The following is a 25,785-nucleotide window of genomic DNA, read 5'->3' on the forward strand; positions in this document are numbered from 1 at the left end:
CTTTTTTAATCGAACGACTCACGACGAGACCCCATGGCCACTCCCAGCGCTAGCTCTTATAACGCCGACGCCATCGAAGTCCTCTCGGGCCTCGACCCGGTGCGCAAACGCCCCGGCATGTACACCGACACCAGTCGGCCGAACCACCTCGCCCAGGAAGTCATCGACAACAGCGTTGACGAAGCCCTGGCCGGCCACGCCAAGTCGGTGCAGGTCATTCTCCACGCCGATCACTCACTGGAAGTGTCCGATGACGGTCGCGGCATGCCAGTGGACATCCACCCCGAAGAGGGCGTGTCGGGCGTCGAGCTGATCCTTACCAAGCTGCACGCCGGCGGCAAGTTCTCCAACAAGAACTACCAGTTTTCCGGCGGCCTGCACGGCGTGGGTATTTCGGTGGTCAACGCGCTGTCCACGCAGGTCAGGGTCAAGGTCAAGCGCGATGGCAACGAATACCAGATGACCTTCGCCGATGGCTACAAAGCCACCGACCTGGAAGTGATCGGTACCGTTGGCAAGCGCAATACCGGCACCAGCGTGTACTTCGCGCCGGACCCGAAATACTTCGATTCGCCGAAATTCTCTATTAGCCGCCTCAAGCACGTGCTCAAGGCCAAGGCCGTGCTGTGCCCGGGCCTGTTGGTGAGCTTTGAAGACAAAGGCACGGGGGAGAAGGTCGAGTGGCACTACGAAGACGGCCTGCGCTCCTACCTGGAAGACTCCGTCAGCGACTTCGAGCGCCTGCCCAACGCGCCGTTCTGCGGCAGCCTGGCCGGTAACAAGGAAGCCGTCGACTGGGCGCTGTTGTGGTTGCCCGAAGGCGGCGACAGCGTGCAGGAAAGCTACGTCAACCTGATCCCTACCGCCCAGGGCGGCACCCACGTCAATGGCTTGCGCCAGGGCCTGCTGGATGCCATGCGTGAATTCTGCGAATACCGCAGCCTGCTGCCGCGCGGCGTGAAGCTGGCGCCGGAAGACGTGTGGGAGCGCATCGCCTTCGTGCTGTCGATGAAAATGCAGGAGCCGCAATTCTCCGGCCAGACCAAGGAGCGCCTGTCGTCCCGCGAGGCGGCGGCGTTTGTCTCCGGTGTGGTCAAGGATGCCTTCAGCCTGTGGCTCAACGAGCACCCGGAGCTGGGCCTGGCCCTGGCGGAACTGGCGATCAACAACGCCGGCCGTCGCCTCAAGGCCAGCAAGAAGGTCGAGCGCAAGCGCATCACCCAGGGCCCGGCATTGCCCGGCAAGCTGGCCGATTGCGCCGGGCAGGACCCGATGCGTTCCGAGCTGTTCCTGGTGGAAGGTGATTCCGCCGGTGGTTCCGCCAAGCAAGCGCGGGACAAGGAGTTCCAGGCGATCCTGCCGTTGCGCGGCAAGATCCTCAACACCTGGGAAGTCGACGGCAGCGAAGTCCTGGCCAGCCAGGAAGTGCACAACATTGCCGTGGCCATCGGCGTCGACCCGGGCGCGGCGGACATCAGCCAGTTGCGCTACGGCAAGATCTGCATCCTCGCCGACGCCGACTCCGACGGCCTGCACATCGCAACCCTGCTGTGTGCGTTGTTCGTGCAGCACTTCCGCCCGTTGGTGGATGCCGGTCACGTCTACGTCGCCATGCCACCGCTGTACCGGATCGACCTGGGCAAGGAGATTTTCTACGCCCTGGACGAAGCCGAACGCGATGGCATTCTCGACCGCCTGGTGGCCGAGAAGAAACGCGGCAAGCCACAGGTCACGCGATTCAAGGGCCTGGGCGAAATGAACCCGCCGCAACTGCGCGAAACCACCATGGACCCGAACACCCGGCGCCTGGTGCAGTTGACCCTGGAAGACTTTGCCGGCACGTCGGAAATGATGGACATGCTGCTGGCGAAAAAGCGCGCACCGGATCGCAAAGCCTGGCTCGAATCCAAAGGCAACCTGGCCGAGGTTCTGGGCTGATGCGCACAGGCGTCGCCCTGGCGATCCTGATGGTGTGCGGGTTGGCGGCCACTGATGTGGTTGCCGCGCCCGTGGCTGAGCTCAAGCTGGTGTCGGAACATTCGGTAGACGGCATGCGCGGCGGGAACCTGTCGGGCCTGGCGCTATGTGGCGAGCAATTGTGGACCGTCTCGGACCGTGATGATGAGCAGATTTACCGCCTGGACACCCGCGCGCCGGCCTGGACCGCCGAAGTGGTGAAGATCGACGTACCCCCCGTGCCCGAATCCGGCCTGCCGTGGGGTTTGCGCTCGCGCACCAAGGCGGCTTCGTTCGTTCGCGGTGGCGACCTGGATTTCGAAGGCATCAGCTGTGATGCCGCAGGCAACCGCTACATCGTCAGCGAAGCCCATGCGGCAGTGCTGCAGGTGCCGGTAGCAGGCGCTCCCGAGTGGCTGAAAATTGCCCCGAGCATGGTGCGCGAAGCCCGTGCCAGTGGCATGTTGCTGCACTTCAATGCGCTGTTCGAGGGCCTGACGGTGAACCCGCAAGGCGATCGGATCTGGCTGGCCGCTGAGCGTGAGCGCCGTGGCCTGGTCTCGATCAAGCGCGGGCAGAGCGTGTGGGATTGCGACGGTGCTTGCGTGTTGTTGAGCGAGGCCGGCCTGGAAGTGCAGCCGGCGCAGTTCCCCAACGCCAAGGCGGTGTCGAAGGACTTTGCCGACCTGGCGCTGTTCAACGGCAAGCTGTTTACCCTGGAGCGTAATGCGTTCCAGATTTGCCGGCGCGATACGGTGACGGCCAAGGTTGAGCTGTGCTGGTCGTTTGCCGACGAAACCCTGACGCCCGAGCGGCGTTACCCCCAGCCTTACGGCCTGGCCGAAGCTCTGGTGGTGGACGCCGACGGTGCCTGGATTGGCATCGACAATAATTTCGGCGCGCGTGCCGATGGTGAAAAGCGCCCGGTGGTCTATCGTTTCGCCGCCCCGGCCGGTGGCTGGAGTGCCCAGCCATGAGCCGTCACGATTTTGAATTGAATCAGCGCAGCGGCAATTCCGTTGCGCCTTACCCCATGATGAGGCCCGCATGAGTGACATCCTCGCAGACAGCTTAGATGGCGTAGAACGCCGATCGCTGGCTGACTTCACCGAAAATGCCTACCTCAACTACTCCATGTACGTGATCATGGACCGTGCCCTGCCGCATATCGGCGACGGCCTGAAGCCGGTACAACGGCGCATTATCTACGCCATGAGTGAGTTGGGCCTGGACGCCGATTCCAAGCACAAGAAGTCGGCGCGTACCGTCGGTGACGTGCTCGGTAAGTTCCACCCCCACGGCGATTCGGCGTGCTATGAAGCCATGGTGCTGATGGCCCAGCCGTTCAGCTACCGCTACACCCTGGTTGATGGCCAGGGTAACTGGGGTGCGCCGGATGATCCCAAGTCCTTCGCCGCCATGCGTTATACCGAGGCGCGCCTGTCGCGCTACTCGGAAGTACTGCTCAGCGAGCTGGGCCAGGGCACCGCGAACTGGGGGCCGAACTTTGACGGCACCCTCGACGAACCCCTGGTATTGCCGGCACGTTTGCCGAACATCCTGCTAAATGGCACCACCGGCATCGCGGTCGGCATGGCCACCGACGTGCCGCCGCACAACCTGCGCGAAGTCGCCACGGCCTGCGTGCGCCTGTTGGATGAGCCAAAAGCCACGGTCGAGCAGTTGTGTGAGCATATCCAGGGCCCGGACTACCCGACCGAGGCGGAAATCATCACACCGCGCGCCGACCTGCTGAAGATGTACGAAACCGGCAAGGGCTCGGTGCGCATGCGCGCCGTGTACCACGTCGAAGACGGCGACATTATTGTGACCGCGTTGCCGCATCAGGTATCCGGCGCCAAGGTGCTGGAGCAGATTGCCGCATTGATGCAGGCAAAACCGTCGAAATTGCCGCAAGTCGCCGACCTGCGCGATGAGTCCGACCACGAAAACCCTTGCCGCATCGTGATCATCCCGACCAATAGCCGGGTTGATCATGAAGTGCTTATGCAGCATTTGTTTGCCAGCACTGACCTTGAGTCCAGCTATCGGGTCAACGTCAACATCATCGGCCTGGACGGCAAGCCACAGCTCAAGAACCTGCGCAATTTGCTGGTGGAATGGCTGGAGTTCCGGGTGCAGACCGTGCGCCGCCGCCTGCAATTCCGCCTGGACAAGGTCGAGCGCCGCTTGCACCTGTTGGACGGCTTGTTGATTGCCTACCTCAACCTGGATGAAGTGATCCATATCATCCGTACCGCCGAGCACCCGAAGGCCGAGCTGATCGCGCGCTTCGAGCTGAGCGAAATCCAGGCTGACTACATCCTCGACACCCGCTTGCGCCAGTTGGCACGCCTGGAAGAAATGAAGCTGCGCGACGAGCAGGACGCGCTGCTCAAGGAACAAGCCAAGCTGCAGGCGCTGCTGGGCAGCGAAGCCAAGCTCAAGAAGCTGGTACGCAGTGAACTGATCAAAGACGCCGAAACCTACGGCGATGACCGCCGCTCGCCGATTGTCGAGCGCGCAGAAGCGAAAGCTCTGACAGAAACCGAGCTGTTGCCTAACGAGAAAATTACCGTCGTTCTGTCGGAAAAGGGTTGGGTTCGTTCCGCCAAAGGGCATGATATTGATGCCACCGGCCTGTCGTACAAGGCCGGTGATGGCTTCAAGACTGCGGCGGCTGGGCGTTCCAACCAATTTGCGGTGTTTATCGATTCGACCGGGCGTAGTTATTCGGTGCCGGCCCACACCTTGCCCTCAGCACGCGGGCAGGGCGAGCCGCTGACCGGGCGCCTCACGCCGCCGCCGGGGGCGAATTTCGAGTGCGTGCTGTTGCCGGACGATGATTCGCTGTACGTCATCGCGTCCGACGCCGGCTATGGTTTCGTGGTCAAGGGTGAAGACCTGCAGGCCAAGAACAAGGCGGGCAAGGCGTTGTTGAGCCTGCCGAACAACGCCAAGGTGATCCTGCCGCGGCCCGTGGAGGATCGCGAGCATAACTGGCTGGCCTCGGTGACCACCGAAGGGCGTTTGCTGGTGTTCAAGATCAGCGACCTGCCGCAGTTGGGCAAGGGCAAGGGCAACAAGATCATTGGTATCCCTGGAGAGCGGGTGGCCAGTCGCGAAGAGTACGTGACCGACATCGCCGTCATCCCCGAAGGCTCAACCCTGGTGCTCCAGGCCGGCAAGCGCACGTTGTCCTTGCGCCCTGACGACCTTGAACATTACAAGGGCGAGCGCGGTCGACGCGGTAACAAACTGCCTCGCGGCTTCCAGAGAGTGGATGCTTTGTTGGTAGAAACGCCTGCTTAAGGCGTACTAGAGGCCTTGATCTACGATTTAACGCGTAGATCGACGCTTTGGCGCTGGAGTCATGGCGCATATTCACGGATGATATGGCCTTTCCAGCGCCGGCGTGGCCGAGCGTATTTAGGTTATTTTTAGTATTACATTGTGGTTCGCCGTGCGGCAGCCACCTGGATGGGATGATGACTGCTCCACGCCTTCCTCTATTTTTGATGCTCGCTGGCCTGTTAGGGCTGGCGGGTTGCAGCACGCACCAGCCGGTGTCGCTGTACCAGCTGGACAGCGGAAGTCCGGCTCAGCCAGCACAAACCGCCGGCATGGCCGTTCTGCTGGGGCCGGTAATCGTTGCCGATTACCTGCAACGCGAAACCCTGCTGCAACGTCAGAACGACGGCAGCCTGCAAGGTTCCACCGATGGTCGCTGGGCGGGCAGCCTGTCCTCCGATATCAATCAATTGATGTTGCGTCAGGTGGCCGGCCAGTTGGACAGCCAGCGTGTGGTGTTGGCGCCGGGGCCATCCGGGTTTACCCCGGATGTGCAGGTGCTGCTGACGATCACGCGGCTTGACTCCGGTACCTCGCAACCGGCGATCCTGGATGCACAGTGGCGCCTGATCGACCGTCGCGGCCAGGTGCGGGACAACCGTATCGTGCACCTGCAGGAAGAACATACCGGCACCACGGCGTCCCAGGTCCAGGCCCAGGGCGTATTGTTGCAGCACCTGGCGCAACAGTTGTCGGTAGCGCTCAAGCCGCTGGCCAACCAGCCGCCAATTGCCGAGGCCCCGCGCAAGCAGGCACCGACACAGGCCAAACCGGCCACACCGGAAAAACCCAAGATGCCGATGGCGACACCTATTCGTACGGATTTGGAAGTGTTCAGGTTTTGACCTGAATGGCAGACAAACAAAAGGCCCGCTGAGTAAGCGGGCCTTTTTGTATCTGAAAATAGAAGCCATGGCGCAGTCAAATGTGGGAGGGGGCTTGCCCCCGATGGCGGTGGTTCAGTGAGTGATGTGCTGACTGATACTCCGCTATCGGGGGCAAGCCCCCTCCCACAGGGAGCAATTGCGTGCCTTATGTCTTTGTGCGCGTCTCATGCATCCGCGCCAGCTGCCGTTCCAGCATTGACGGATAAGGTTCCATCAAGCGCTCCACGCAGCTGGCACCCTCAGGGCTGGCTATCGGGCGGATGCGTGCGCGTTGGCGGATCAACGTGTCTTCACTGATCTTACGCTCCACCAGCAGCAGGTTGCGGCTGTGTTGCGACAAGGCCAAGGCATCCTGGGCGATCTCGGTCAGCAGCAGGTCGATCTGGCTGATGCCGAACAGGTCATCACCCACCGTCAAACCCAGCTGCAGTTGCAACGTGATGCCGCTGTCCGCCACTTCAATCTGCAGGGCATGACCCAGGGCGCGCAACAACTCGCCGCAGCAGATGGCGTTGGTCAGGTAGTCCTCGCCGCTGTCTTCGCTGTGGAACAGCATCAGCGTGCTGCCGTCGTTCAGGGTGTGCAGTTCGCTCTGGTAGAGCGAGGCGGCCTGGTCGAGACAGTCGCGGTAGCGTTCCAGCAGTTCCGTCAAGCGAGCGCGGGGCAGGCGGCGCAGTTGGTCCTGGGCACCCAGTTGCACGGCGAGTACGGCGCTGTACTGAGGTTCGCTGCTTTTGGCGGGAAGCAATTTGGGCGCTACGACGGGCGCGGCCTCGGCGGTATCGCGCAGGTCGGCGAACGGGTCTTCGTCGTCCAGCTCGTCTTCTTCGGCCTTGATTACATGCCGCGGCGCAGGCTTCAAGCCCGCTACCGGAGCGCTTTCGTCGAAGCCTGGGTCGCGCAGGTCGCGTACTTCAAACTCAGGTTCGTCGGTGTAGTCGGCGTCGCCGTACTCGGGTTCGGGTTCGACCTCAGGCACGGTCGGCTCCGGGGCGAAGCTGGCATGCAGCTGGCGCGCCAGGTCGCCGATTTCGTCCTGGCGGTCGGTGGCCGGAGTGTGTTCGTCGATATCGCGCAGCCAGATGCGCAGTTGCATCAACGGCGTAGAGATATGCCGTCCCAGGCGCAGGCTCAACGCCAGGGCCAGGGCCAGCAGGATCGCGCTCAAGATGCCCATGCTCTGCAGGCTGATGGTCATCGGCTGCTGGAATTGCTGCATGTCCAGGCTGATGCGCAATTGGCCGGCTTTTACATCCTGAAACGTGATATTGCTCTGATACAGGCCCTCGGCTTCGCCCAGCAGGCCGTTTTTCGGGCGTTGCCCGGCTTCGGCCATGATCCGGTTGTCCACGCTATAGATGGCGGCGTGGGCCACCAGCGGGTTCTTGGTCAGGTTGTTGAGCAATACGTTGAGGCTGAGGATGTCGTTGGACACCAACAACTCAGTCGCCGAGGTGGCGGTCTGGGTGGTCAGGCTCTCGCCGAGGGCGTCGGCCTGCTCGTGCATGGCCTGCTTGAACTGCAAACCCATCACGCAGGCGTAGATCACCAGGGCCAGGGCGACCAGGATCACGTTATGGCTGGCGATGCGTAATGCGATCGGTACACGGCGGTGGCGCAGTGCCCGGAAGATCAGCAGGAAGAAGTTATCGGTTTTTACTGGCGTGGGCCGGTTCACTTGCGCTCGGCTCTTGGTCCGTGAAGTTGACGCGCAGTATAGCGACAGGCCCATGACCGGCAAAGCGCTGGCTGTGCCCGATGGTCACTGAAAGTGGGTAGAATGCGGTTTTTTTCCAGCCTGGGGGTGCGCTTTGCGCGAAATTGTCCTGATCAACATCACAGGTCTTGACCGACCGGGTCTCACCGCTGCCATTACCGGCGTTCTGGCCCAGGGTGGTGTGAACATTCTCGACATCGGCCAGGCGGTGATCCACGACACCCTGTCGTTCGGCATCCTGGTGGAAATCCCCAGCAGCGAGCAGGCCTCGTCGGTACTCAAGGACATCCTGTTTACGGCCTACAAGCTGGATCAGCAGGTGCGTTTCACGCCGGTGTCCGAAGCCGATTACCAGCATTGGGTCGAAGGCCAGGGCAAAAAACGCCATATCGTGACGTTGCTCACCCGCAAGGTCACGGCCGAACAGTTGCAGCGCGTCAGCTCGATCACTGCGCACTACGGCTTGAACATCGACCATATCGACCGTCTGTCGGGTCGCATGCCCTTGGACACGCCCGCAGACAAAGGCAAGGGCTGCATCGAGTTCTCCGTGCGGGGTGAGCCGGCCGATGCGCAGGCGCTGCGCGCTGAATTCCTGAGCGTGGCCCAGGAGCTGAATGTCGACATCGCCTTCCAGGAAGATTCGCTGTTCCGGCGCAACCGTCGCCTGGCGGTGTTCGACATGGACTCCACGCTGATCGAAGCCGAGGTTATCGACGAACTGGCCAAGGCCGCCGGTGTGGGCGAGCAAGTCTCGGCCATTACCGAGCGCGCGATGGCCGGCGAGCTGGATTTTCGCGCCAGCTTCAAGGAGCGCCTGGCGTTGCTCAAGGGCCTGGATGTGAGCGTGCTCGATTCAATCGGCGCGTCCCTGCGCCTGACCGAGGGCGCCGAAACCCTGTTCGCCGAGCTCAAGCGCCTGGGCTACAAGACGGCCATCCTGTCTGGCGGCTTCACCTACTTCGCCAAGCAACTGCAGGCCAAGCTGGGCATTGACTATGTGTTCGCCAATGAGCTGGAAGTGGTGGATGGCAAAGTGACCGGCGTGGCGGTGGAGCCGATTGTCGATGCACAACGCAAGGCGGACCTGCTCAAGGAGCTGGCGCACAAGGAAGGCTTGCGTCTGGAACAGACCATTGCGGTCGGCGACGGCGCGAACGACTTGCCGATGCTGGCGATTGCGGGATTGGGTGTGGCGTTTCGCGCCAAGCCATTGGTCAAGCAATCGGCCAAGCAGGCGATTTCGACCTTGGGTTTGGATGGGGTGCTGTATCTGCTGGGCTTGCGTGATCGCGACGGTCAGCTGTAACTCGACAGATCGTTCCCACGCTCCGCGTGGGAATGCCTTCTGTGACGCTCTGCGTCAGGCTTTGGGGGCGCAGAGCGCCCTGCGCTGCATTCCCACGCAGAGCGTGGGAACGATCATCAGGCTTTAGGTGAGCCGATACCCTGGCCCATCTGCACCGGCGTGCCCGCCGCCAGTTCCTGCGCCCACTGCACCTGGTCCGGCCCGAACAGCACGATCGCGGTAGAACCCAGCTTGAAGCGACCCAACTCCGCACCTTTCTCCAGGTGAATCGGTGCGCGAGCAGCTTCGTCATAGCGGAAGGTTTTCAGCTCGCGTTTCGGTGGGGTTACCAGCCCGGCCCACACCGTCTCGATCGAAGCCACGATCATCGCGCCCACCAACACCACGGCCATCGGGCCGCGTTCGGTGTCGAACAGGCAGACAACCCGCTCGTTACGCGCAAACAGTTCCGGTACGTTCTCGGCGGTGGTCTGGTTCACCGAGAAAATCCGCCCCGGTACGTACACCATCTCACGCAAGGTACCGGCCAGTGGCATATGTACGCGGTGATAGTCCTTGGGCGACAAGTAGATAGTGGCGAAGTCACCGCCCATGAACGGCGCTGCCAGCGCGGCGTCGCCACCGAGCAATTCCAGCACGCTGAAACTGTGGCCCTTGGCCTGGAACACACGGCCATGCTCGATCGGGCCGAGCTGGCTGACAGCACCATCGGCCGGGCTCAGTACGGCGCCCGGGGTTTGGTCCAGTGGGCGCGCACCGTCTTTCAGCGCGCGGGTGAAGAACGCGTTGAAGTGCTCGTAGGCGGTCACGTCTTCAACCAGTGCCTGGGACATGTCCACTTGGTAACGCTTGGCGAACCAGCGGGTGAAGGCGTTCTTGAACCAGCGCACGCGGCACTCGGCAATGCAGCCGGCCAAGCGCGACAGCAGGTGGTGCGGCAGCAAGTACTGACTGAGGATAAACAACTGCTTTTTCATTAAGTGTCCTTAAGCTTCAAATCTCGACGGGGGTGTCGGGGTGGTTGCCCCATTCGCCCCAGGAACCGGCATAACCTTTGACTCGCGGATAACCGAGCGCCTTGGCCACCAGGTAGGTGAAGCCAGAGCGGTGGTGAGTCTGGCAGTGGGTGATGATTTCTTTATCGCGGGTCAGCCCGAGGTCTTCGAGGATTTGCGGCATGTCGCGGCGGATACGCAGGCTACGCGCCTTGTCCATGCCAGCGGTCCATTCGAAGTTCACCGCGCCGGGAATGTGCCCGGCTTTGGCCGCGAGCACTTTTTCGCCGGAATACTCCAGCGGGCCGCGTGCGTCCCAGATACCCAGGTCGGCTGCGCCCAGCCGGCTTTGCAGGTATTCGCGGGTGGCGGTGGGGCCGTCGTGCAGCGTAAGGCTGACCGGGCCACCGGCTGGCGCGGGCACCTCGGTGGAAACCGGATGCTTTTCTTCCAGCCACGCCAGAAGGCCGCCGTCGAGGTAGTGGTATTTCTGGTGGCCGATGACGTCGAGCATCCAGATAAAGCGCCCGGCCCAGCCGCCGCCCTCGTCGTCGTAGACCACATAGGTGGCGTCGGGGGTGTGGCCCAGCTCGCCGAACAGTTTTTCCAGGTCGGCCTTGTGCGGCAGCAGGCCTGGCGCGGGTGGCTGGCCCAATTGGGTGCGCTTGGGGTCAACGAAATGCGCGCCGGGGATATGCCCTTCGGCGTAGCGGGCGGCACTGGTGAGGTCCACCAGAATCAGGTGGTCGGCATCCAGGCGACCTTGCAGGTCGCTGGATTCGATCACCAGCGGCAAGCCAGAGAAGTCAGGCATGTGAGGTCTCCTGGGCACGAATATTGGCGATAAAGGAGGGCGATTGTAGCGCAAGCATCAGGCGCTGCGGTTGGTAAAGCTGTGCAGGGCCTTTTCGATGCATTGCGCGGTTTTACCAAAGGCTTGCACGGTGGTTTCCGAGAACGGCCCGCCACCCTGGTCCGCCACCATCAGCATCACCACGCGGCCATTGCAGCTCAGCGAGCGCAACAGCAGGTGCTCGCCGGTAAACAGGCGGCGCAGGATCGGTGGCAGCAGGGCGGCGAACTGCGCATGGTTGTCAGGGCTGAGACGCACCTGGGCGGACTTTTCCAGCAGGCGTTGCAGCAATGTACTGTTAACCACATCCAGGCTCAGGTTGGCAGCGTCCCTGGGCAAGCCATCGGCCTGATGCACACGCAAGGTGCTCAAAGCGCGATCCGCCATGAACAGCAATACGCGTTGCATGCCGCTGGCGACCAGGGCTTCCTTGGCGCAAGTGGTCAGGTGCATCGCATTGGCAAAGCGGCTCGGCTCGACCAATAGCTCGGTGCAGCGGCTGCGCCATAATGCCAGTGCTTCGGCCGTGGGCGGCGGCGCGGGCAACAGGCCACGATGGACTTTTTGCACATGCCACGGCCAGATCAGCGACAGGGCCGGGTGCCAGAGGTCAGGCATCAAGGTGCTGCGCGCGCTGGTCACCGCTTGTTGGTGCACTTGCTGCTGCACATCGCCCAATGGCTCCTGCAGGTACAGCGCAGTGAGGTATTGCCAGCGCTCGGTGTGCGGACAGGCCCAGGATTCCTGCGCCGACATTGCCAGGCCGTTGGCCAACAGTACGGTGTTGGCCGGCTGGTTCAGCCAGCGGCGCAGGTTGGGTTCGGCGTCGAGTAATTGCTGGTGGCGCAGAGGATCGTCTTCGCGCGCGATGCGCAAGGCCTTGACCAGCAGGCGACGCTCGCCCAGCAGCAGGTGATAGCCCTGGGACACCCAGATCGGCAGGTGCCAGGCCGCAGTCAGGCCAAGGCACAGGTCCAGCAGGCGCACGCCGAATAATTGCTGCTCGACCTGATGTGCCGACTCGCCTTTGTGGATCACCCGCAGTTCCCATTCCTCCAGGAGCTTGGGGTAGGCGACGGCCATCGGCCACAACGGTGACAGAAACAACAGGCTGCCCCAATGAATATCCTGCCACAGCCGCGCCAGGCGGTTGCCGAACAAGCCGTTGGCCTGCTGCGAGGCATGTTGGCTGATCAACAGCAGCTGGCGCAGCGCTACGGGAATTTCAAGGGCCGGCACCGAAGGCAGGCGTGCCAGCAGTTCCTCGGCGCGCTTGAGACCGAGGCGGTTGAGCGCCACTTCGAGGTTTTCCGCCGGTTCCGCCAGGCTGCCGTGAGTGTGGCTGTTGGCCTCGCGCATCACGCTGAGCACCAGGGCCGGGCTGTCCTGCATCAGCTCGGCAATGTCCCTTAATGAGCTGCGGCTGTCGCGGATGGCTTTGCACACACGCTCGTGGCTGGCCTGGGGAACGGGCAGCAGCACGTCGTCCAGGCACTTGATCCAGGCGGCGAGTGTGGCGGGTTTTGCAGTTGGAACTGTCGTTTCATTAGCCATGATTGGGGCGCGATCGTCACTTGTGTTCAACACGCCCGGAACGGGCTGAATTGGCTTTTCGCCTTAACGGGCTATAGTCTGGCGCAGTTTTGCCGATAAGTAGAACAAGAGTTTTTCAGCTGCACCCACTATGTCCATGAACCCGACGGCGCAAGTACAGATCCCCTATGGCTAAAATTATCGGCATCATTGTCGTCTTCGCAAGTGTGCTCGGTGGGTACGTCCTGTCCCACGGTAAAATTGCCGCGCTGATTCAGCCTTTCGAAGTGTTGATCATTGGCGGCGCCGCTTTTGGCGCGTTCCTGCAGGCCAACCCCGGCTACATGACCATGCACGTGATCAAGAAGTCGCTGGGCATGTTCAGCTCGCGCTTCTCGCACACGTTCTATCTGGAAGTGCTGGGGCTGGTCTACGAGATCCTCAACAAGAGCCGCCGCGAAGGCATGATGGCCATTGAAGGGGATATCGAAGACGCCGCCGCCAGCCCGATCTTCGCCAAGTACCCCGCCGTGCTCAAGGACGAGCGCATGACCGCGTATATCTGTGATTACCTGCGCATCATGTCCTCCGGCAACATGGCTCCCCATGAGCTTGAAGGCCTTTTCGACATGGAGCTGTTCAGCCTCAAGGAAGAGCTGGAGCATCCTTCCCACGCCGTGACCGGCATTGCCGACGGCATGCCCGGTTTCGGTATTGTTGCGGCGGTGCTGGGTATCGTGGTGACCATGGCTTCCCTGGGCGAGGGCGACCAGGCGGCCATCGGCATGCACGTCGGCGCGGCGTTGGTCGGTACCTTTTTCGGTATTCTCGCGGCCTACGGTTTCTTCGGCCCGCTCGCCACGTCGCTGGCCCACGATGCCAAGGAAGAGATCAACCTCTACGAAGCGATCAAGGCGTGTCTCGTGGCTTCGGCATCCGGCATGCCGCCATCGCTGGCGGTAGAGTTCGGACGCAAAGTGCTGTACCCGAAACATCGCCCAAGTTTCGCCGAGCTGGAACAAGCGGTTCGCGGTCGCTAAGCCATGGAAAACAACCAGCCGATCATCATCAAGCGCGTCAAGCGCTTCGCAGCGGGGCACCATGGCGGCGCCTGGAAAATCGCCTTTGCCGACTTCGCGACGGCAATGATGGCGTTCTTCCTGGTGCTGTGGCTGATGTCCACCGCTACCCCTGAACAGAAGATCGCCATCGCGGGTTACTTCAAGGACCCGATTGGTTTTTCGGAAAGTGGCACGCCCTTCGTGATCGACCTGGGTGGCTCGCCGCAGTTGGCGCCTGAGCGCACCATCAACCCGGAAGTGCAGACCGAATCGCCCCAGGAAAAAATCCCGATCGAGCGCGATAAGGTCGAAACCATGGCCGAACAGGTCGAGAAAGAACGCCTCGAGCTGCTGTTGCAGGAGCTGCAGACCAAGGTTGAGGAAAACCCGCAACTGCTGAAGTTCAAGGATCAGATTTCCTTCGAGATCACTCCGGAAGGCTTGCGCATCCAGATCACCGACGCGGCCAACCGGCCGATGTTCGATTCCGGCAGCGCACGCTTGAAACCGTACTTCGAAGATATCCTGCTGGCCATGGCCGACACCATCAAGGCGGTGCCGAACAAGATCAGTATCAGCGGCCACACCGATGCCAAGCCCTACGCGGGGCAGGGCGACTTCGGCAACTGGGAACTCTCGGCCAACCGCGCCAACGCCGCCCGCCGTGCGCTGGTGGCTGGCAGCTACCCGGACCCGCAAGTGGCGCGGGTGGTGGGCTTTGCGTCATCGCAGCTGTTTGACCCCAAGGAACCGTTCAACCCGATCAACCGTCGGATCGACATCGTCGTGCTGACCAAAAAGGCCCAGCGTGCGATCGAGGGCGATCAACCGCCACCGCCACAGCCGGCTCAGGGTGAAGGCGCCCCCGGTGAAGTACCGGCGGACCCGAATGCGCTCCCACCAGGGCAGGAGCCGCTGCCGGCCCATGAACTGCGCCAGAAGCTGAACCTGTTTGATGATGGCGGCGTGAAGGACCCGACGGCGCCTGCGCCGGGGTCGTAAAGCTCCAGATACAACAAGGCCGCGATTATCGCGGCCTTGTTGTATCTGCCGTCTCATTGTAGGAGCGAGCTTGCTCGCGAGAAACGTCAACGATAACGCGTGTATTCAGGATGCCCGCGTTGCGCTTGGGATCTTCGCGAGCAAGCTCGCTCCTACAGGGGCTGGCAGCTTAGTAACTGCTCTCAGGCAAGCTCGCAATAATCGACCGATAGCTGTTCATCCGTTGCTGCTGCACGCGGCCATCTTCCAGGGCCTTGAGCAATGCACACCCCGGCTCGCGGTCGTGTTTGCAGTCGCGGAAGCGGCAGGTGCCGATCAGGTCGTTGAACTCGATGAAGCCCGCTTCCACGTCGCTGCGGCTGACATGACCGAGGCCGAATTCACGAATGCCTGGGGAATCGATCAGCTCGCCGCCACCTGGGAAGTGAAATAGCCGTGCGGTGGTGGTGGTGTGCGTGCCTTGGCCGGACAGCTCCGACAGCGGGCCGACACGGGTGTCGACTTCCGGCAGCAGGCTGTTGACCAGCGATGACTTGCCCACGCCGGACTGGCCGACAAACACGCTGATACGCCCGTCTAACTGCTGTTGCAACTGTTCCATGCCGTTGCCGTGGTGTGCCGAGACTTCCAGCACGGGATAACCCAGGGTGCGGTAGACCGCCAATAACGCGTTAAGCGCCGGCGCGTTCTGCTCGTCGATCAAGTCGAATTTGTTCAGCAGCAGCAGCGGGCGGATACCGGCATGCTCGGCAGCGACCAGATAGCGGTCGATCAGGTTGGCGTGGGGCTCGGGCAGCGGCGCGAACACAATCACGATCATGTCGACGTTGGCCGCCACCGGCTTGAGCTGGCCGCGGCTGTCGGGGCGACGCAGTTCGGTGCTGCGGGGCAACTGGGCGACGATCACGCCGATGCCCTGGTTGCCGGCACGCCAGACGACCTTGTCGCCGGTCACCAGCGCAGGCAGGTTGGCGCGCAAATGGCAGCGGGATACCGAGCCGGCGAGCTCGCCTTCCAGCGCCTCGACTTCGACCTGTACGCCGAAGTGCGCGATCACCAGGCCCGTTTGTTCGGGACCCAGGTCGCCGCCCTCAAGCGCTTCCACGGCGGAGGACTCTCGTTTGGCGGCGCGCGCTGCGCGTTCACCTTGAATCTTTTCGATGCGCCAGTTTTGGCGACGATTGAGCTGGCGTTTGGCCATTGGTGTTCCGTGTCGATAATGCAAAAGTTGGGTGAAACGGTCGCGAGTCTAGCACGGCGCCGCCTGCTAAACTGCCCGGCTACGCCAAGGTGCCAAGAGAATCAAGCCATGCAAAACCCACAGAACCTGATTTGGATCGATCTGGAAATGACCGGTCTGAACCCCGACACCGACGTCATCATCGAGATGGCGACGATTGTCACCGACAGCAACCTCAACACCTTGGCCGAAGGTCCGGTGATCGCCATCCATCACAGCGATGCGGTGCTCGCCACCATGGACGAATGGAATACCCGCACCCACGGCAACTCCGGCCTGACCCAGCGTGTACGCGACAGCCGCATCAGCATGGCCGAAGCCGAAGCCGAAACCATCGCGTTCCTGGAAAAATGGGTGCCCAAGGGCAAATCGCCGATCTGCGGTAACAGTATCTGCCAGGACCGTCGCTTCCTTTATACGCATATGAAGGCGCTGGAGAGCTACTTCCACTATCGCAACCTGGACGTGTCCACCTTGAAAGAGCTGGCTGCACGCTGGGCGCCGGAGGTCAAAGACAGCTTCCACAAAGGCAGCACGCACCTGGCGCTGGATGATATTCGCGAGTCGATCGCCGAGTTGCAGCATTACCGCAAGCATTTCATCAAGGCTTGAAGACCTTCCGCCTTGGATCGTTCCCACGCTCCGCGTGGGAATGCAGCCCAGGACGCTCTGCGTCCCAATGTGGCAGGCGACTCGGTTTATCGCCAAGCGCCCCCTTTTGGTGCCATCAGCAAATGATTAGACTGCCGGCCTCTCTGCAAGGATCGCCATCATGCTGCTGATGCTCTACCTCATCGCCATCACCGCCGAAGCCATGACGGGCGCCTTGTCCGCCGGCCGGCGTGGCATGGACTGGTTTGGCGTGGTGCTGATCGCGTGCGTGACGGCGCTGGGTGGCGGTTCTGTGCGCGATATGTTGCTGGGGCATTACCCGCTGACCTGGGTCAAGCACCCTGAATACCTGGTGCTGACCTCCGTCGCCGCACTGGTGACTATCTTTATCGCACCGTTGATGCGCCATCTGCGCTCGCTGTTTCTGGCGCTGGATGCCGTGGGGTTGGTGGCGTTCACCTTGATCGGCTGCATGACCGCCCTGGAAATGGGGCATGGCATGCTGGTCGCCTCGGTCAGTGGCGTAATCACCGGCGTATTCGGCGGCATCCTGCGGGATATTTTCTGTAACGACATCCCACTGATCTTCCGTCGTGAGCTGTACGCCAGCGTGTCGTTCCTCGCCGCCTGGTTTTACTTGCTGTGCCTGTATCTGGAATTGCCCAGCGAACAGGCGATCCTGCTGACCTTGTTCAGCGGCTTTCTACTGCGCCTGCTGGCGATCCGGTTTCATTGGGAAATGCCCAAGTTCGTCTATAACGACGACGTCCACTAGCGGGCGGCGTGCTGGTTCAGCGCCCATTCCACATGCTCACGCACCAGTTCCGACGGGTAGTCGCGCCGCGCCTTCAAAGCTTCCAGCACCGGAATGCTCGAGGGGGCATTGCCCAGGCCCACCGCCAGGTTGCGCAGCCAGCGCTCGTATCCGGCACGGCGCAAGGGTGAGCCTTCGGTGCTGCTGAGGAATTTATCCTCGTCCCACATAAACAGTTCGGCCAGGGTCGCGTTATCCAAATTGTGCCGAGGCTTGAAATCGCTTTCGCCAGTGGGTCGGGCGAAACGATTCCACGGGCAAACGATCTGACAGTCATCGCAACCGAATACCCGGTTGCCGATCAGTGGGCGCAGGTCCTCGGGAATCGCGCTCTTGAGCTCGATGGTCAGGTAGGAAATGCAGCGCCGGGCATCCAGCACATAAGGGCCGACGAATGCGTTGGTGGGGCAGATGTCCAGGCACGCCGTGCAGCGGCCGCAGTGTTCGGTGGTATGGGGTGGGTCGACCGGTAACGGCAAATCGACAAACAGTTCGCTCAGGAAGAAATAGCTGCCGGCCTTGCGATTGAGTACCAGGGTGTTCTTACCGATCCAGCCGAGGCCGGCCTGTTCGGCGATGGCTTTTTCCAGTACGGGTGCGCTGTCGACAAAGGCCCGAAAGCCGAACGGCCCGATCTGCGCCTGGATACGGTCAGCCAGTTGCTGCACGCGCTTGCGGATCAGCTTGTGATAGTCGCGGCCCAGGGCGTAACGCGAGACATAGGCTTTTTCCGGCTCGGCCAGCAGTTGCGCCATTTTCGTGTCGCCGGGCAGGTAATCCATGCGCAGTGACACCACGCGCAAGGTGCCGGGCACCAGTTCTTCGGGGTGGGAGCGTTTGCTGCCATGGGCGCCCATGTAGTCCATCTCGCCGTGGTAGCCCGCGTCGAGCCAGCGTTGCAGGTGCTGTTCATGCTCAGCCAGGTCGAGGCCGCTGATGCCGACTTGTTGGAAACCCAGCTCGCGGCCCCAGTCTTTGATCGATTGGGCGAGGGCGGGCAGATCGGAGCTAATAGCGGGCATGAGACACAGGAAACCACAGGTTAGATGCGTATAATTCTGCCAGACATCGGAGCTTGAAGACGCATGCCTCAGACAAAACACGAAATAACCGACGTGCAGCCGCTGTTGCCCGGCCACTTGCCGCAACTGGCTGCGCGCTCCCCGGACGCCCATAAGGGCCAGTTTGGCCATCTATTGGTGATTGGCGGCGACCGAGGCTTTGGCGGCGCCGCGCTGCTCAGTGCCGAGAGCGCGTTGCGCAGTGGCGCCGGCATGGTGTCCCTGGCGACCCGTGTGGAGCATGTTCCCGCCGCGCTGACGCGTTTGCCGGAAGTGATGACCGTGGGCGTGAGTTCGGCTAATCAACTGATGGGCTTGCTGGAAAAAATCTCGGTCATTGTGATCGGGCCCGGTCTCGGCGATGCGTCCTGGGGTAAAAGCCTGCTGTCCGTCGCCGCCAATGCGCACCTGCCACAGGTCTGGGACGCCGATGCCTTGAATCAGCTGGCCACCGGCAGCGTCAGCCTGCCTGCCAACTGCGTGATCACTCCGCATCCAGGCGAAGCCGCGCGGCTGCTGGGCATTTCGACAGCCGAGGTTCAGGCCGACCGCCTTAAGGTGGCGTGCGCGTTGAGCCGTAAATTCGACGCAGTGGCTATCCTCAAGGGTGCTGGCAGTTTGATTGCCAGCCCGGACGGGCGCGTTTCACGTTGTGACCAAGGCCATCCCGCCATGGCGACGGCGGGGCTCGGTGACGTATTGGCTGGCCTCGTGGGTGCGTTGCTCGCCCAGGGCATGCCGGCGTATGAGGCAGGTTGCCTGGCCGTGTGGTTGCACGCCACGGCAGGGGATCGCCAGGGCACCTTCGGTCGCGGGCTGGCAGCGAGCGACCTGATACCTGCCATTCGTCAATTGCTGGAGGAGCAGTCGCCGTGCCTGAAGTAAATCTTTTCCTGGCCGATGAAGACGCGATGGTGGCGTTCGGCCACGTTATTGCGCGGGTGACCGGCGGGGCGGGGCTGGTGTTTCTCGAAGGTGACCTGGGGGCGGGCAAGACCACGCTGTCTCGGGGCATCATTCGCGGGTTGGGCCATACCGGTGCGGTAAAAAGCCCGACGTTCACCCTGGTCGAACCCTACGAGATCGGCGACGTGCGCGCCTTCCACTTCGACCTCTATCGCTTGGTCGACCCTGAAGAGCTGGAGTTCATGGGCATTCGTGATTACTTCGACGAAGACGCGCTGTGCCTGATCGAGTGGCCAGATAAAGGCACAGGCTTTTTGCCAAAGCCTGACATGACCATTACCATTACGCCGCACGAGCACGGACGTCAGCTGAAGTTGTTGCCCCAGAGCCCGCGCGGTGAAGCGTGGCGTGAAGCTCTGGCATTGGAATTCAAATAATTGGTGGGGTTAGGTATGCGCTTTCGCGCGTTGGTTGCTGTCGTGGGGGTGTTGCTTGCGGCAATGACTGTCAATGCTGTGGCTGCTTCACAGGTCAAGAGTGTCCGCCTGTGGCGAGCGCCGGATAACACGCGACTGGTGTTCGACCTGTCGGGCCCGGTCCAGCACAGCGTCTTTACCCTCACGGCGCCTGATCGCCTGGTGATCGACATCAACGGTGCGACCCTGGCCGCGCCGCTGAAAGTCTCCACCGCCAACACCCCGATTACGATGATGCGTTCGGCCCAGCGCACGCCGACCGATTTGCGCGTGGTCATCGACCTGAAAAAAGCCGTTACCCCCAAAAGCTTCTCCCTGGCGCCCAACGCCCAATATGGCAACCGCCTGGTGGTCGACCTGTTCGACAACCCCGCCGATGCCGCACCGCCGCCTGCGCCGACGCCCAGCGTGGCGACGGTGCCGGCGGTGCCGGTCAACCCCTCACAGCCGCAGGTCAAGCTGCCACCGCCGCCGCCCGCTCCGGCAGGCAAGCGCGACATTATCGTGGTGATCGATGCCGGCCACGGTGGCGAAGACCCGGGCGCGTCCGGCTCGCGCGGCCAGCATGAAAAAGACGTGGTGCTGGCCATCGCCCGCGAACTGCAACGCCAGGTCAATGGCATGAAAGGCTATCGCGCCGAACTGACCCGTACCGGTGACTATTTCATCCCGTTGCGCGGGCGTACCGAAATCGCCCGCAAGAAGGGCGCGGACCTGTTCGTATCGATCCACGCCGACGCCGCCCCTTCCTCGGCGGCGTTCGGTGCGTCGGTGTTTGCCTTGTCCGATCGTGGCGCCACGTCCGAGACCGCCCGTTGGCTGGCCGACAGCGAAAACCGTTCCGACTTGATCGGCGGGGCCGGCAATGTCTCCCTCGATGACAAGGACAAAATGCTCGCCGGCGTACTGCTCGACTTGTCGATGACCGCCTCGCTGACCTCCAGTCTGAACGTCGGCCAAAAAGTCCTGAGTAACATCGGCCGGGTCACGTCGCTGCACAAACAGCGCGTGGAGCAGGCCGGGTTCATGGTGTTGAAGTCGCCGGACATCCCGTCGATCCTGGTCGAAACCGGCTTCATTTCCAACGCCAACGAGGCCTCGAAACTGGCCAGTGCCAGCCACCAGCAAGCGTTGGCGCGCTCGATCAGCGCCGGCGTGCGCCAGTTCTTCCAACAGAACCCGCCACCGGGTACTTACATCGCATGGTTGCGTGACTCCGGCAAAATTGCCCAGGGCCCGCGTGACCACCGCGTGCAGCCTGGCGACACCGTGGCGATGCTGGCCGTACGTTTCCAGGTCACGCCCGCCGCCTTGCGCAGCGCCAACAACCTGAAAACCGACGAGTTGAAAATTGGCCAGGTGTTGACCATCCCCGGCACTGAATTGGCGGCGCAGTAATGAGCGAATCTGTGTTGAATAGTGGCTCGCGCATCGAACTGCTCAGCCCGCGCCTGGCTAACCAGATCGCCGCAGGTGAGGTGGTCGAGCGCCCGGCGTCGGTGATCAAGGAGCTGCTGGAAAACAGTATCGATTCCGGCGCCAAGCGCATCGACGTAGACGTGGAGCAGGGCGGCGTCAAGCTGCTGCGGGTACGTGACGATGGCAGCGGCATCTCTTCGGATGACCTGCCGCTGGCCCTGGCCCGTCACGCCACCAGCAAGATTCGCGACCTGGAAGACCTCGAGCGGGTGATGAGCCTGGGCTTTCGCGGTGAGGCCCTGGCCTCCATCAGCTCCGTGGCCCGACTGACCCTGACTTCCCGTACGCGCGGCGCCGAACAGGCGTGGCAAGTGGAAACCGAAGGCCGCGACATGGCGCCTCGGGTCCAGCCGGCGGCCCATCCGGTGGGCACCTCGGTGGAAGTGCGCGACCTGTTCTTCAACACCCCGGCGCGGCGCAAATTCCTCAAGGCCGAGAAAACCGAATTCGACCACCTGCAGGAAGTGATCAAGCGCCTGGCCCTGGCGCGCTTCGATGTGGCGTTCCATCTGCGCCACAACGGCAAGACCATCCTCAGCCTGCATGAAGCCAATGATGACGCCGCGCGCGCTCGGCGAGTGGCGGCCGTGTGCGGTGCCGGGTTCCTGGAGCAGGCGCTGCCGATTGAAATCGAACGCAATGGCTTGCGCCTATGGGGCTGGGTCGGTTTGCCGACCTTCTCCCGCAGTCAGGCCGATTTGCAGTATTTCTTCGTCAACGGCCGTGCGGTGCGCGACAAACTGGTGGCCCATGCGGTTCGCCAGGCGTACCGCGACGTATTATTCAACGGTCGGCATCCGACGTTTGTGCTGTTTTTCGAGGTCGACCCCTCGGTGGTCGACGTCAATGTGCACCCGACCAAGCACGAGGTGAGATTCCGCGACGGGCGCATGGTGCATGACTTCCTCTACGGCACCCTGCATCGCGCCCTGGGCGATGTGCGCCCGGATGACCAGTTGTCCGCACCAATCGTGACGGCGGTGGTTCGCCCGAGCGGCCCCGAGGCTGGCGAGTTCGGTCCCCAGGGCGAAATGAGCCTTGCTGGCAACCTGCTGCAATCATCGCAGCCGCAGCCGAATTATACGGCGCCCAACTCGGGCGCCGGCGCGGGTTATCAATATCAATATACCCCACGGCCGCAATCGACCGTGCCGGTGGCTGAGGCCCAGGCGGCTTACCGTGAATTCTTCGCGCCGTTGCCGGGTGCCGAGCCGGGCACGGTTGCCTTGCCCGAGGGCGGCGGTGATATTCCGCCGCTGGGCTACGCGCTGGCGCAACTCAAGGGCATCTACATCCTTGCGGAAAATGCCCACGGCCTGGTGCTGGTAGACATGCACGCCGCCCACGAGCGGATCATGTACGAGCGCCTGAAGATCGCCATGGCCAGTGAAGGGCTCAGTGGCCAGCCGCTGCTGGTGCCGGAATCCCTGGCAGTCAGCCAGCGCGAAGCCGATTGTGCCGAGGAACACCACGGTGTGTTCCAGAAGCTGGGCTTCGAACTGCAACGCCTGGGCCCGGAGACCCTGGCGATCCGTCAGATTCCTGCGCTGCTCAAGCAGGCCGAGGCCAATCGCCTGGTGTCCGACGTACTGGCGGACCTGATGGAATACGGCACCAGCGACCGTATCCAGGCGCATATCAACGAACTGCTCGGCACCATGGCCTGCCACGGTGCCATCCGCGCCAACCGCCGACTGGCCCTGCCGGAAATGAACGGCCTGCTGCGCGACATGGAAAACACCGAGCGCAGTGGCCAATGCAACCACGGCCGGCCGACCTGGACCCAGATGGGCCTGGATGATCTGGACAAACTGTTCCTGCGCGGTCGCTGATGAGTGCCTTGCCCCCCGCGATCTTCCTGATGGGCCCGACGGCCGCGGGCAAGACCGACCTGGCCATCGAACTGACCAAGGTCTTGCCGTGCGAGCTGATCAGCGTCGACTCTGCCCTGGTTTACCGGGGCATGGACATCGGCACGGCCAAGCCTTCGAAAGAGCTGTTGGCCCGGCATCCGCATCGGTTGATCGACATTATCGACCCGTCCGAAAGCTATTCGGCCGCAGACTTCCGTACCGACGCCCTGGCCGCCATGGCTGAAATCACCGCGCGGGGCAACATCCCGCTGCTGGTCGGCGGCACGATGCTGTATTACAAGGCTCTGCAGGAGGGCCTGGCGGACATGCCGCCCGCTGACGCCCAGGTGCGCGCCGAGCTTGAAGATCAAGCCGCGCGCCTCGGCTGGCAGGCCCTGCACGACCAGCTGGCGGCGGTAGACCCGGTGTCTGCGGCGCGCATCCACCCCAACGACCCCCAGCGGCTTACCCGTGCGCTGGAAGTCTGGCGCGTCAGCGGCCAGACCATGACTGAACACAGGCTGAAACAAACTGCGCAAAGTGCTGATGCAGGCGCATCTGGTCAGTCACAATTGCCCTATACTGTGGCGAATCTGGCCATCGCTCCGGCTAATCGCCAGGTGCTGCATGAACGAATTGCACAAAGATTCACAATTATGTTGGAACAGGGGTTTGTGGAGGAGGTCGTAGCACTGCGTTCCCGAGGTGATCTGCATCCAGGATTGCCTTCGATACGTGCTGTAGGCTACCGCCAAGTCTGGGATCATCTGGATGGCAAGCTGACGTCAGCCGAAATGCAGGAGCGCGGCATCATTGCCACGCGCCAATTGGCGAAGCGCCAGTTCACCTGGCTGCGCAGCTGGAGCGATTTGCACTGGTTGGACAGCCTGGACAGCGACAATCTGTCACGCGCCTTGAAATACTTGGGAACGGTCTCCATATTGAGCTGAGTCCTTGCAATTGCCGTCTATCCTTGGGGGTGTGACGGCCATGAGCTATTTATTTTCCGATTTTTATTATTGATCCTTAAAGGAGTGCGGCACATGTCAAAAGGGCATTCGCTACAAGACCCTTACTTGAATACTTTACGTAAAGAGAAAGTGGGGGTTTCCATCTATCTGGTCAACGGTATCAAGTTGCAAGGTACGATCGAGTCGTTCGACCAGTTCGTGATCCTGCTGAAAAATACCGTCAGCCAGATGGTTTACAAACACGCTATCTCGACAGTCGTCCCTGTTCGTCCAATCCGTCTGCCTAGCGCAGCAGGTGATGAAGCAGCTGACGCTGAGCCAGGTAACGCCTGATAGGAGTCTCCTTTGTTCTTTGAGCGCCACGGTGGTGGTGAGCGAGTGATCCTCGTTCACTTGGATGGACAGGACCCTGAGGCGCGCGAAGATCCGCAGGAGTTTCAGGAGTTGGCAAATTCGGCCGGCGCCGAGACCGTTGCGTTTTTTAACGTGCCGCGTCATCGGCCAACCGCCAAATACCTGATCGGCAGCGGCAAGGTCGAGGAATTGCGCGACCTGGTCCACGCTGAAGAAGCCGATCTGGTGATCTTCAATCACACCCTCACGCCCAGTCAGGAACGTAACCTCGAACGTGTCTTCGAGTGTCGCGTGATCGACCGCACCGGTCTGATTCTCGATATCTTCGCCCAACGCGCGCGCACCCATGAAGGCAAGCTGCAGGTCGAACTGGCCCAGCTTGACCACATGAGCACCCGCCTGGTGCGCGGCTGGACTCACCTTGAGCGCCAGGGCGGCGGCATCGGCATGCGTGGCCCGGGTGAAACCCAGCTGGAAACCGACCGACGCCTGTTGCGGGTTCGCCTGCGCCAGATCAAGGGCCGCCTGGAAAAAGTGCGCAGCCAGCGCGAGCAATCGCGTCGAGGCCGTTCGCGTGCGGATATCCCTACCGTGTCCTTGGTGGGGTACACCAACGCCGGCAAATCCACACTCTTCAACAACGTGACGAAATCGGACGTGTACGCGGCAGACCAACTGTTCGCCACGCTCGACCCGACCCTGCGCCGCCTGGATATCGGCGACCTGGGGCCGATCGTCCTGGCCGATACCGTGGGTTTCATCCGCCACTTGCCGCACAAGCTGGTCGAGGCATTTCGGTCTACGCTCGAAGAGTCGAGCAGTTCCGACCTGCTGTTGCACGTAATCGATGCGGCTGAACCGGATCGCATGCTGCAGATCGAGCAGGTGATGGTAGTGCTGGGCGAGATTGGTGCACAGGACTTGCCGATCCTCGAGGTCTATAACAAACTCGATCTGCTTGAAGGCGTTGAGCCACAAATTCAGCGCGACGAGAACGGCAAGCCCCAGCGGGTCTGGCTGTCGGCGCGTGATGGGAGTGGCCTGGAGCTGCTGGAACAAGCCATTGCCGAGTTGCTCGGCAGCGATTTGTTCGTGGGCACCTTGCGCTTGCCGCAGCGTTTTGCTCGACTGCGTGCACAGTTTTTCGAGCTGGGCGCGGTACAGAAAGAAGAACACGACGAAGAAGGTGTCAGCTTGCTGGACGTTCGATTGCCGCGCTCGGAGCTTAATCGACTGGTCAGTCGCGAGGGTGTTGTACCGGCAGAGTTCATCGAGCAACACACTTTGCAATAAAAGCCTGAGAAAGCGGTTGTGCCGCGGTGGCAGGCATTCTGTAGCATTGGTCGGCGCGCCGT

Annotated in this window: 22 protein-coding genes; 16 read left to right on the forward strand and 6 right to left on the reverse strand. The window is 62.0% G+C overall.

What is annotated here, in order from left to right; all coding sequences use genetic code 11:
* Window positions 1-33 precede the first annotated feature (33 nt).
* The 4 genes from parE (at window position 34) to C4J92_RS02785 (ending at window position 6,152) form a co-directional block, all read left to right on the forward strand.
* Entirely contained in the window at window positions 34-1,938 is a 1,905-nt protein-coding gene (gene parE, locus C4J92_RS02770) for a DNA topoisomerase IV subunit B (RefSeq protein ID WP_124361004.1), read from the forward strand.
* Entirely contained in the window at window positions 1,938-2,933 is a 996-nt protein-coding gene (locus C4J92_RS02775; protein ID WP_124402880.1) for an esterase-like activity of phytase family protein, read from the forward strand. The genes parE and C4J92_RS02775 overlap by 1 nt, the downstream gene beginning before the upstream one ends.
* A 70-nt stretch (window positions 2,934-3,003) precedes the next feature.
* The gene (gene parC, locus C4J92_RS02780) at window positions 3,004-5,268 is read left to right on the forward strand and encodes a DNA topoisomerase IV subunit A (protein ID WP_124369376.1); all 2,265 of its coding nucleotides are present in this window, start codon (window positions 3,004-3,006) and stop codon (window positions 5,266-5,268) included.
* Between the two features lie 173 nt (window positions 5,269-5,441).
* The gene (locus C4J92_RS02785) at window positions 5,442-6,152 is read left to right on the forward strand and encodes a membrane integrity-associated transporter subunit PqiC (protein WP_124402881.1); all 711 of its coding nucleotides are present in this window, start codon (window positions 5,442-5,444) and stop codon (window positions 6,150-6,152) included.
* Between the two features lie 187 nt (window positions 6,153-6,339).
* Here C4J92_RS02785 and C4J92_RS02790 read toward each other — a convergent pair whose 3' ends face one another.
* Window positions 6,340-7,872, reverse strand: coding sequence for an AhpA/YtjB family protein (locus tag C4J92_RS02790; RefSeq protein WP_124402882.1), 1,533 nt, complete (start codon window positions 7,870-7,872; stop codon window positions 6,340-6,342).
* A 133-nt stretch (window positions 7,873-8,005) separates the two neighbouring features.
* Between C4J92_RS02790 and serB the strand changes: the two genes are divergently transcribed.
* Window positions 8,006-9,220, forward strand: a complete 1,215-nt coding sequence (serB, locus tag C4J92_RS02795) for a phosphoserine phosphatase SerB (RefSeq protein ID WP_124402883.1) — start codon at window positions 8,006-8,008, stop codon at window positions 9,218-9,220.
* 116 nt (window positions 9,221-9,336) lie between these two features.
* Here the strand turns inward: serB and asd are convergent, their stop codons facing one another.
* From asd to C4J92_RS02810, 3 genes are read right to left on the reverse strand one after another with little or no spacing between them, the layout of a single operon-like run.
* Entirely contained in the window at window positions 9,337-10,197 is an 861-nt protein-coding gene (asd, locus tag C4J92_RS02800; RefSeq protein WP_124365614.1) for an archaetidylserine decarboxylase, read from the reverse strand.
* 16 nt (window positions 10,198-10,213) lie between these two features.
* Window positions 10,214-11,029, reverse strand: coding sequence for a thiosulfate sulfurtransferase (rhdA, locus tag C4J92_RS02805; protein WP_124369381.1), 816 nt, complete (start codon window positions 11,027-11,029; stop codon window positions 10,214-10,216).
* 57 nt (window positions 11,030-11,086) lie between these two features.
* Window positions 11,087-12,622 (reverse strand): HDOD domain-containing protein, encoded by a 1,536-nt coding sequence (locus tag C4J92_RS02810; RefSeq protein ID WP_124402884.1) that lies wholly within the window; start codon window positions 12,620-12,622, stop codon window positions 11,087-11,089.
* Between the two features lie 167 nt (window positions 12,623-12,789).
* On the opposite strand from C4J92_RS02810, the gene motA reads away from it, so the two are divergent.
* Both motA and motB read left to right on the forward strand, forming a co-directional pair.
* Complete coding sequence (gene motA / locus C4J92_RS02815) at window positions 12,790-13,641, forward strand: flagellar motor stator protein MotA (protein ID WP_124402885.1); 852 nt, start codon at window positions 12,790-12,792, stop codon at window positions 13,639-13,641.
* 3 nt (window positions 13,642-13,644) lie between these two features.
* Window positions 13,645-14,664: a flagellar motor protein MotB gene (motB, locus tag C4J92_RS02820; RefSeq protein WP_124361014.1), complete on the forward strand. Its 1,020-nt coding sequence runs from the start codon at window positions 13,645-13,647 to the stop codon at window positions 14,662-14,664.
* A gap of 169 nt (window positions 14,665-14,833) precedes the next feature.
* On the opposite strand, the gene rsgA is transcribed toward motB, so the two are convergent.
* Complete coding sequence (rsgA, locus tag C4J92_RS02825; protein WP_005784215.1) at window positions 14,834-15,865, reverse strand: small ribosomal subunit biogenesis GTPase RsgA; 1,032 nt, start codon at window positions 15,863-15,865, stop codon at window positions 14,834-14,836.
* Between the two features lie 108 nt (window positions 15,866-15,973).
* Between rsgA and orn the strand changes: the two genes are divergently transcribed.
* The gene (gene orn / locus C4J92_RS02830; protein ID WP_010213620.1) at window positions 15,974-16,516 is read left to right on the forward strand and encodes an oligoribonuclease; all 543 of its coding nucleotides are present in this window, start codon (window positions 15,974-15,976) and stop codon (window positions 16,514-16,516) included.
* A gap of 157 nt (window positions 16,517-16,673) precedes the next feature.
* Window positions 16,674-17,291: a trimeric intracellular cation channel family protein gene (locus C4J92_RS02835; protein WP_177412764.1), complete on the forward strand. Its 618-nt coding sequence runs from the start codon at window positions 16,674-16,676 to the stop codon at window positions 17,289-17,291.
* On the opposite strand, the gene queG is transcribed toward C4J92_RS02835, so the two are convergent.
* A complete protein-coding gene (queG, locus tag C4J92_RS02840; RefSeq protein ID WP_124402886.1) occupies window positions 17,288-18,352 on the reverse strand; it encodes a tRNA epoxyqueuosine(34) reductase QueG in 1,065 nt (354 codons plus the stop codon). The genes C4J92_RS02835 and queG overlap by 4 nt on opposite strands.
* 63 nt (window positions 18,353-18,415) lie before the next feature.
* On the opposite strand from queG, the gene C4J92_RS02845 reads away from it, so the two are divergent.
* From C4J92_RS02845 to hflX, 7 genes are all read left to right on the forward strand, one after another.
* Window positions 18,416-19,276 carry an NAD(P)H-hydrate dehydratase gene (locus C4J92_RS02845; RefSeq protein ID WP_124402887.1) on the forward strand — a complete coding sequence of 287 codons (861 nt, stop codon included), beginning with the start codon at window positions 18,416-18,418 and terminating at the stop codon, window positions 19,274-19,276.
* On the forward strand, window positions 19,264-19,734 hold the full coding sequence (tsaE, locus tag C4J92_RS02850) for a tRNA (adenosine(37)-N6)-threonylcarbamoyltransferase complex ATPase subunit type 1 TsaE (RefSeq protein WP_124402888.1): 471 nt from the start codon (window positions 19,264-19,266) through the stop codon (window positions 19,732-19,734). The genes C4J92_RS02845 and tsaE overlap by 13 nt, the downstream gene beginning before the upstream one ends.
* Window positions 19,735-19,749: 15 nt before the next feature.
* Window positions 19,750-21,171: an N-acetylmuramoyl-L-alanine amidase gene (locus C4J92_RS02855; RefSeq protein WP_124361020.1), complete on the forward strand. Its 1,422-nt coding sequence runs from the start codon at window positions 19,750-19,752 to the stop codon at window positions 21,169-21,171.
* Window positions 21,171-23,084, forward strand: a complete 1,914-nt coding sequence (gene mutL, locus C4J92_RS02860) for a DNA mismatch repair endonuclease MutL (RefSeq protein ID WP_124402889.1) — start codon at window positions 21,171-21,173, stop codon at window positions 23,082-23,084. The genes C4J92_RS02855 and mutL overlap by 1 nt, the downstream gene beginning before the upstream one ends.
* Window positions 23,084-24,055 carry a tRNA (adenosine(37)-N6)-dimethylallyltransferase MiaA gene (miaA, locus tag C4J92_RS02865; RefSeq protein ID WP_124402890.1) on the forward strand — a complete coding sequence of 324 codons (972 nt, stop codon included), beginning with the start codon at window positions 23,084-23,086 and terminating at the stop codon, window positions 24,053-24,055. The genes mutL and miaA overlap by 1 nt, the downstream gene beginning before the upstream one ends.
* Window positions 24,056-24,148: 93 nt before the next feature.
* Window positions 24,149-24,409 carry an RNA chaperone Hfq gene (gene hfq, locus C4J92_RS02870; protein WP_016976904.1) on the forward strand — a complete coding sequence of 87 codons (261 nt, stop codon included), beginning with the start codon at window positions 24,149-24,151 and terminating at the stop codon, window positions 24,407-24,409.
* A gap of 12 nt (window positions 24,410-24,421) precedes the next feature.
* Entirely contained in the window at window positions 24,422-25,723 is a 1,302-nt protein-coding gene (hflX, locus tag C4J92_RS02875; protein ID WP_124402891.1) for a ribosome rescue GTPase HflX, read from the forward strand.
* The last annotated feature ends 62 nt before the right edge of the window (window positions 25,724-25,785 follow it).

The sequence above is a fragment of the Pseudomonas sp. R3-18-08 genome, from assembly GCF_003852065.1.
Lineage (GTDB): Bacteria > Pseudomonadota > Gammaproteobacteria > Pseudomonadales > Pseudomonadaceae > Aquipseudomonas.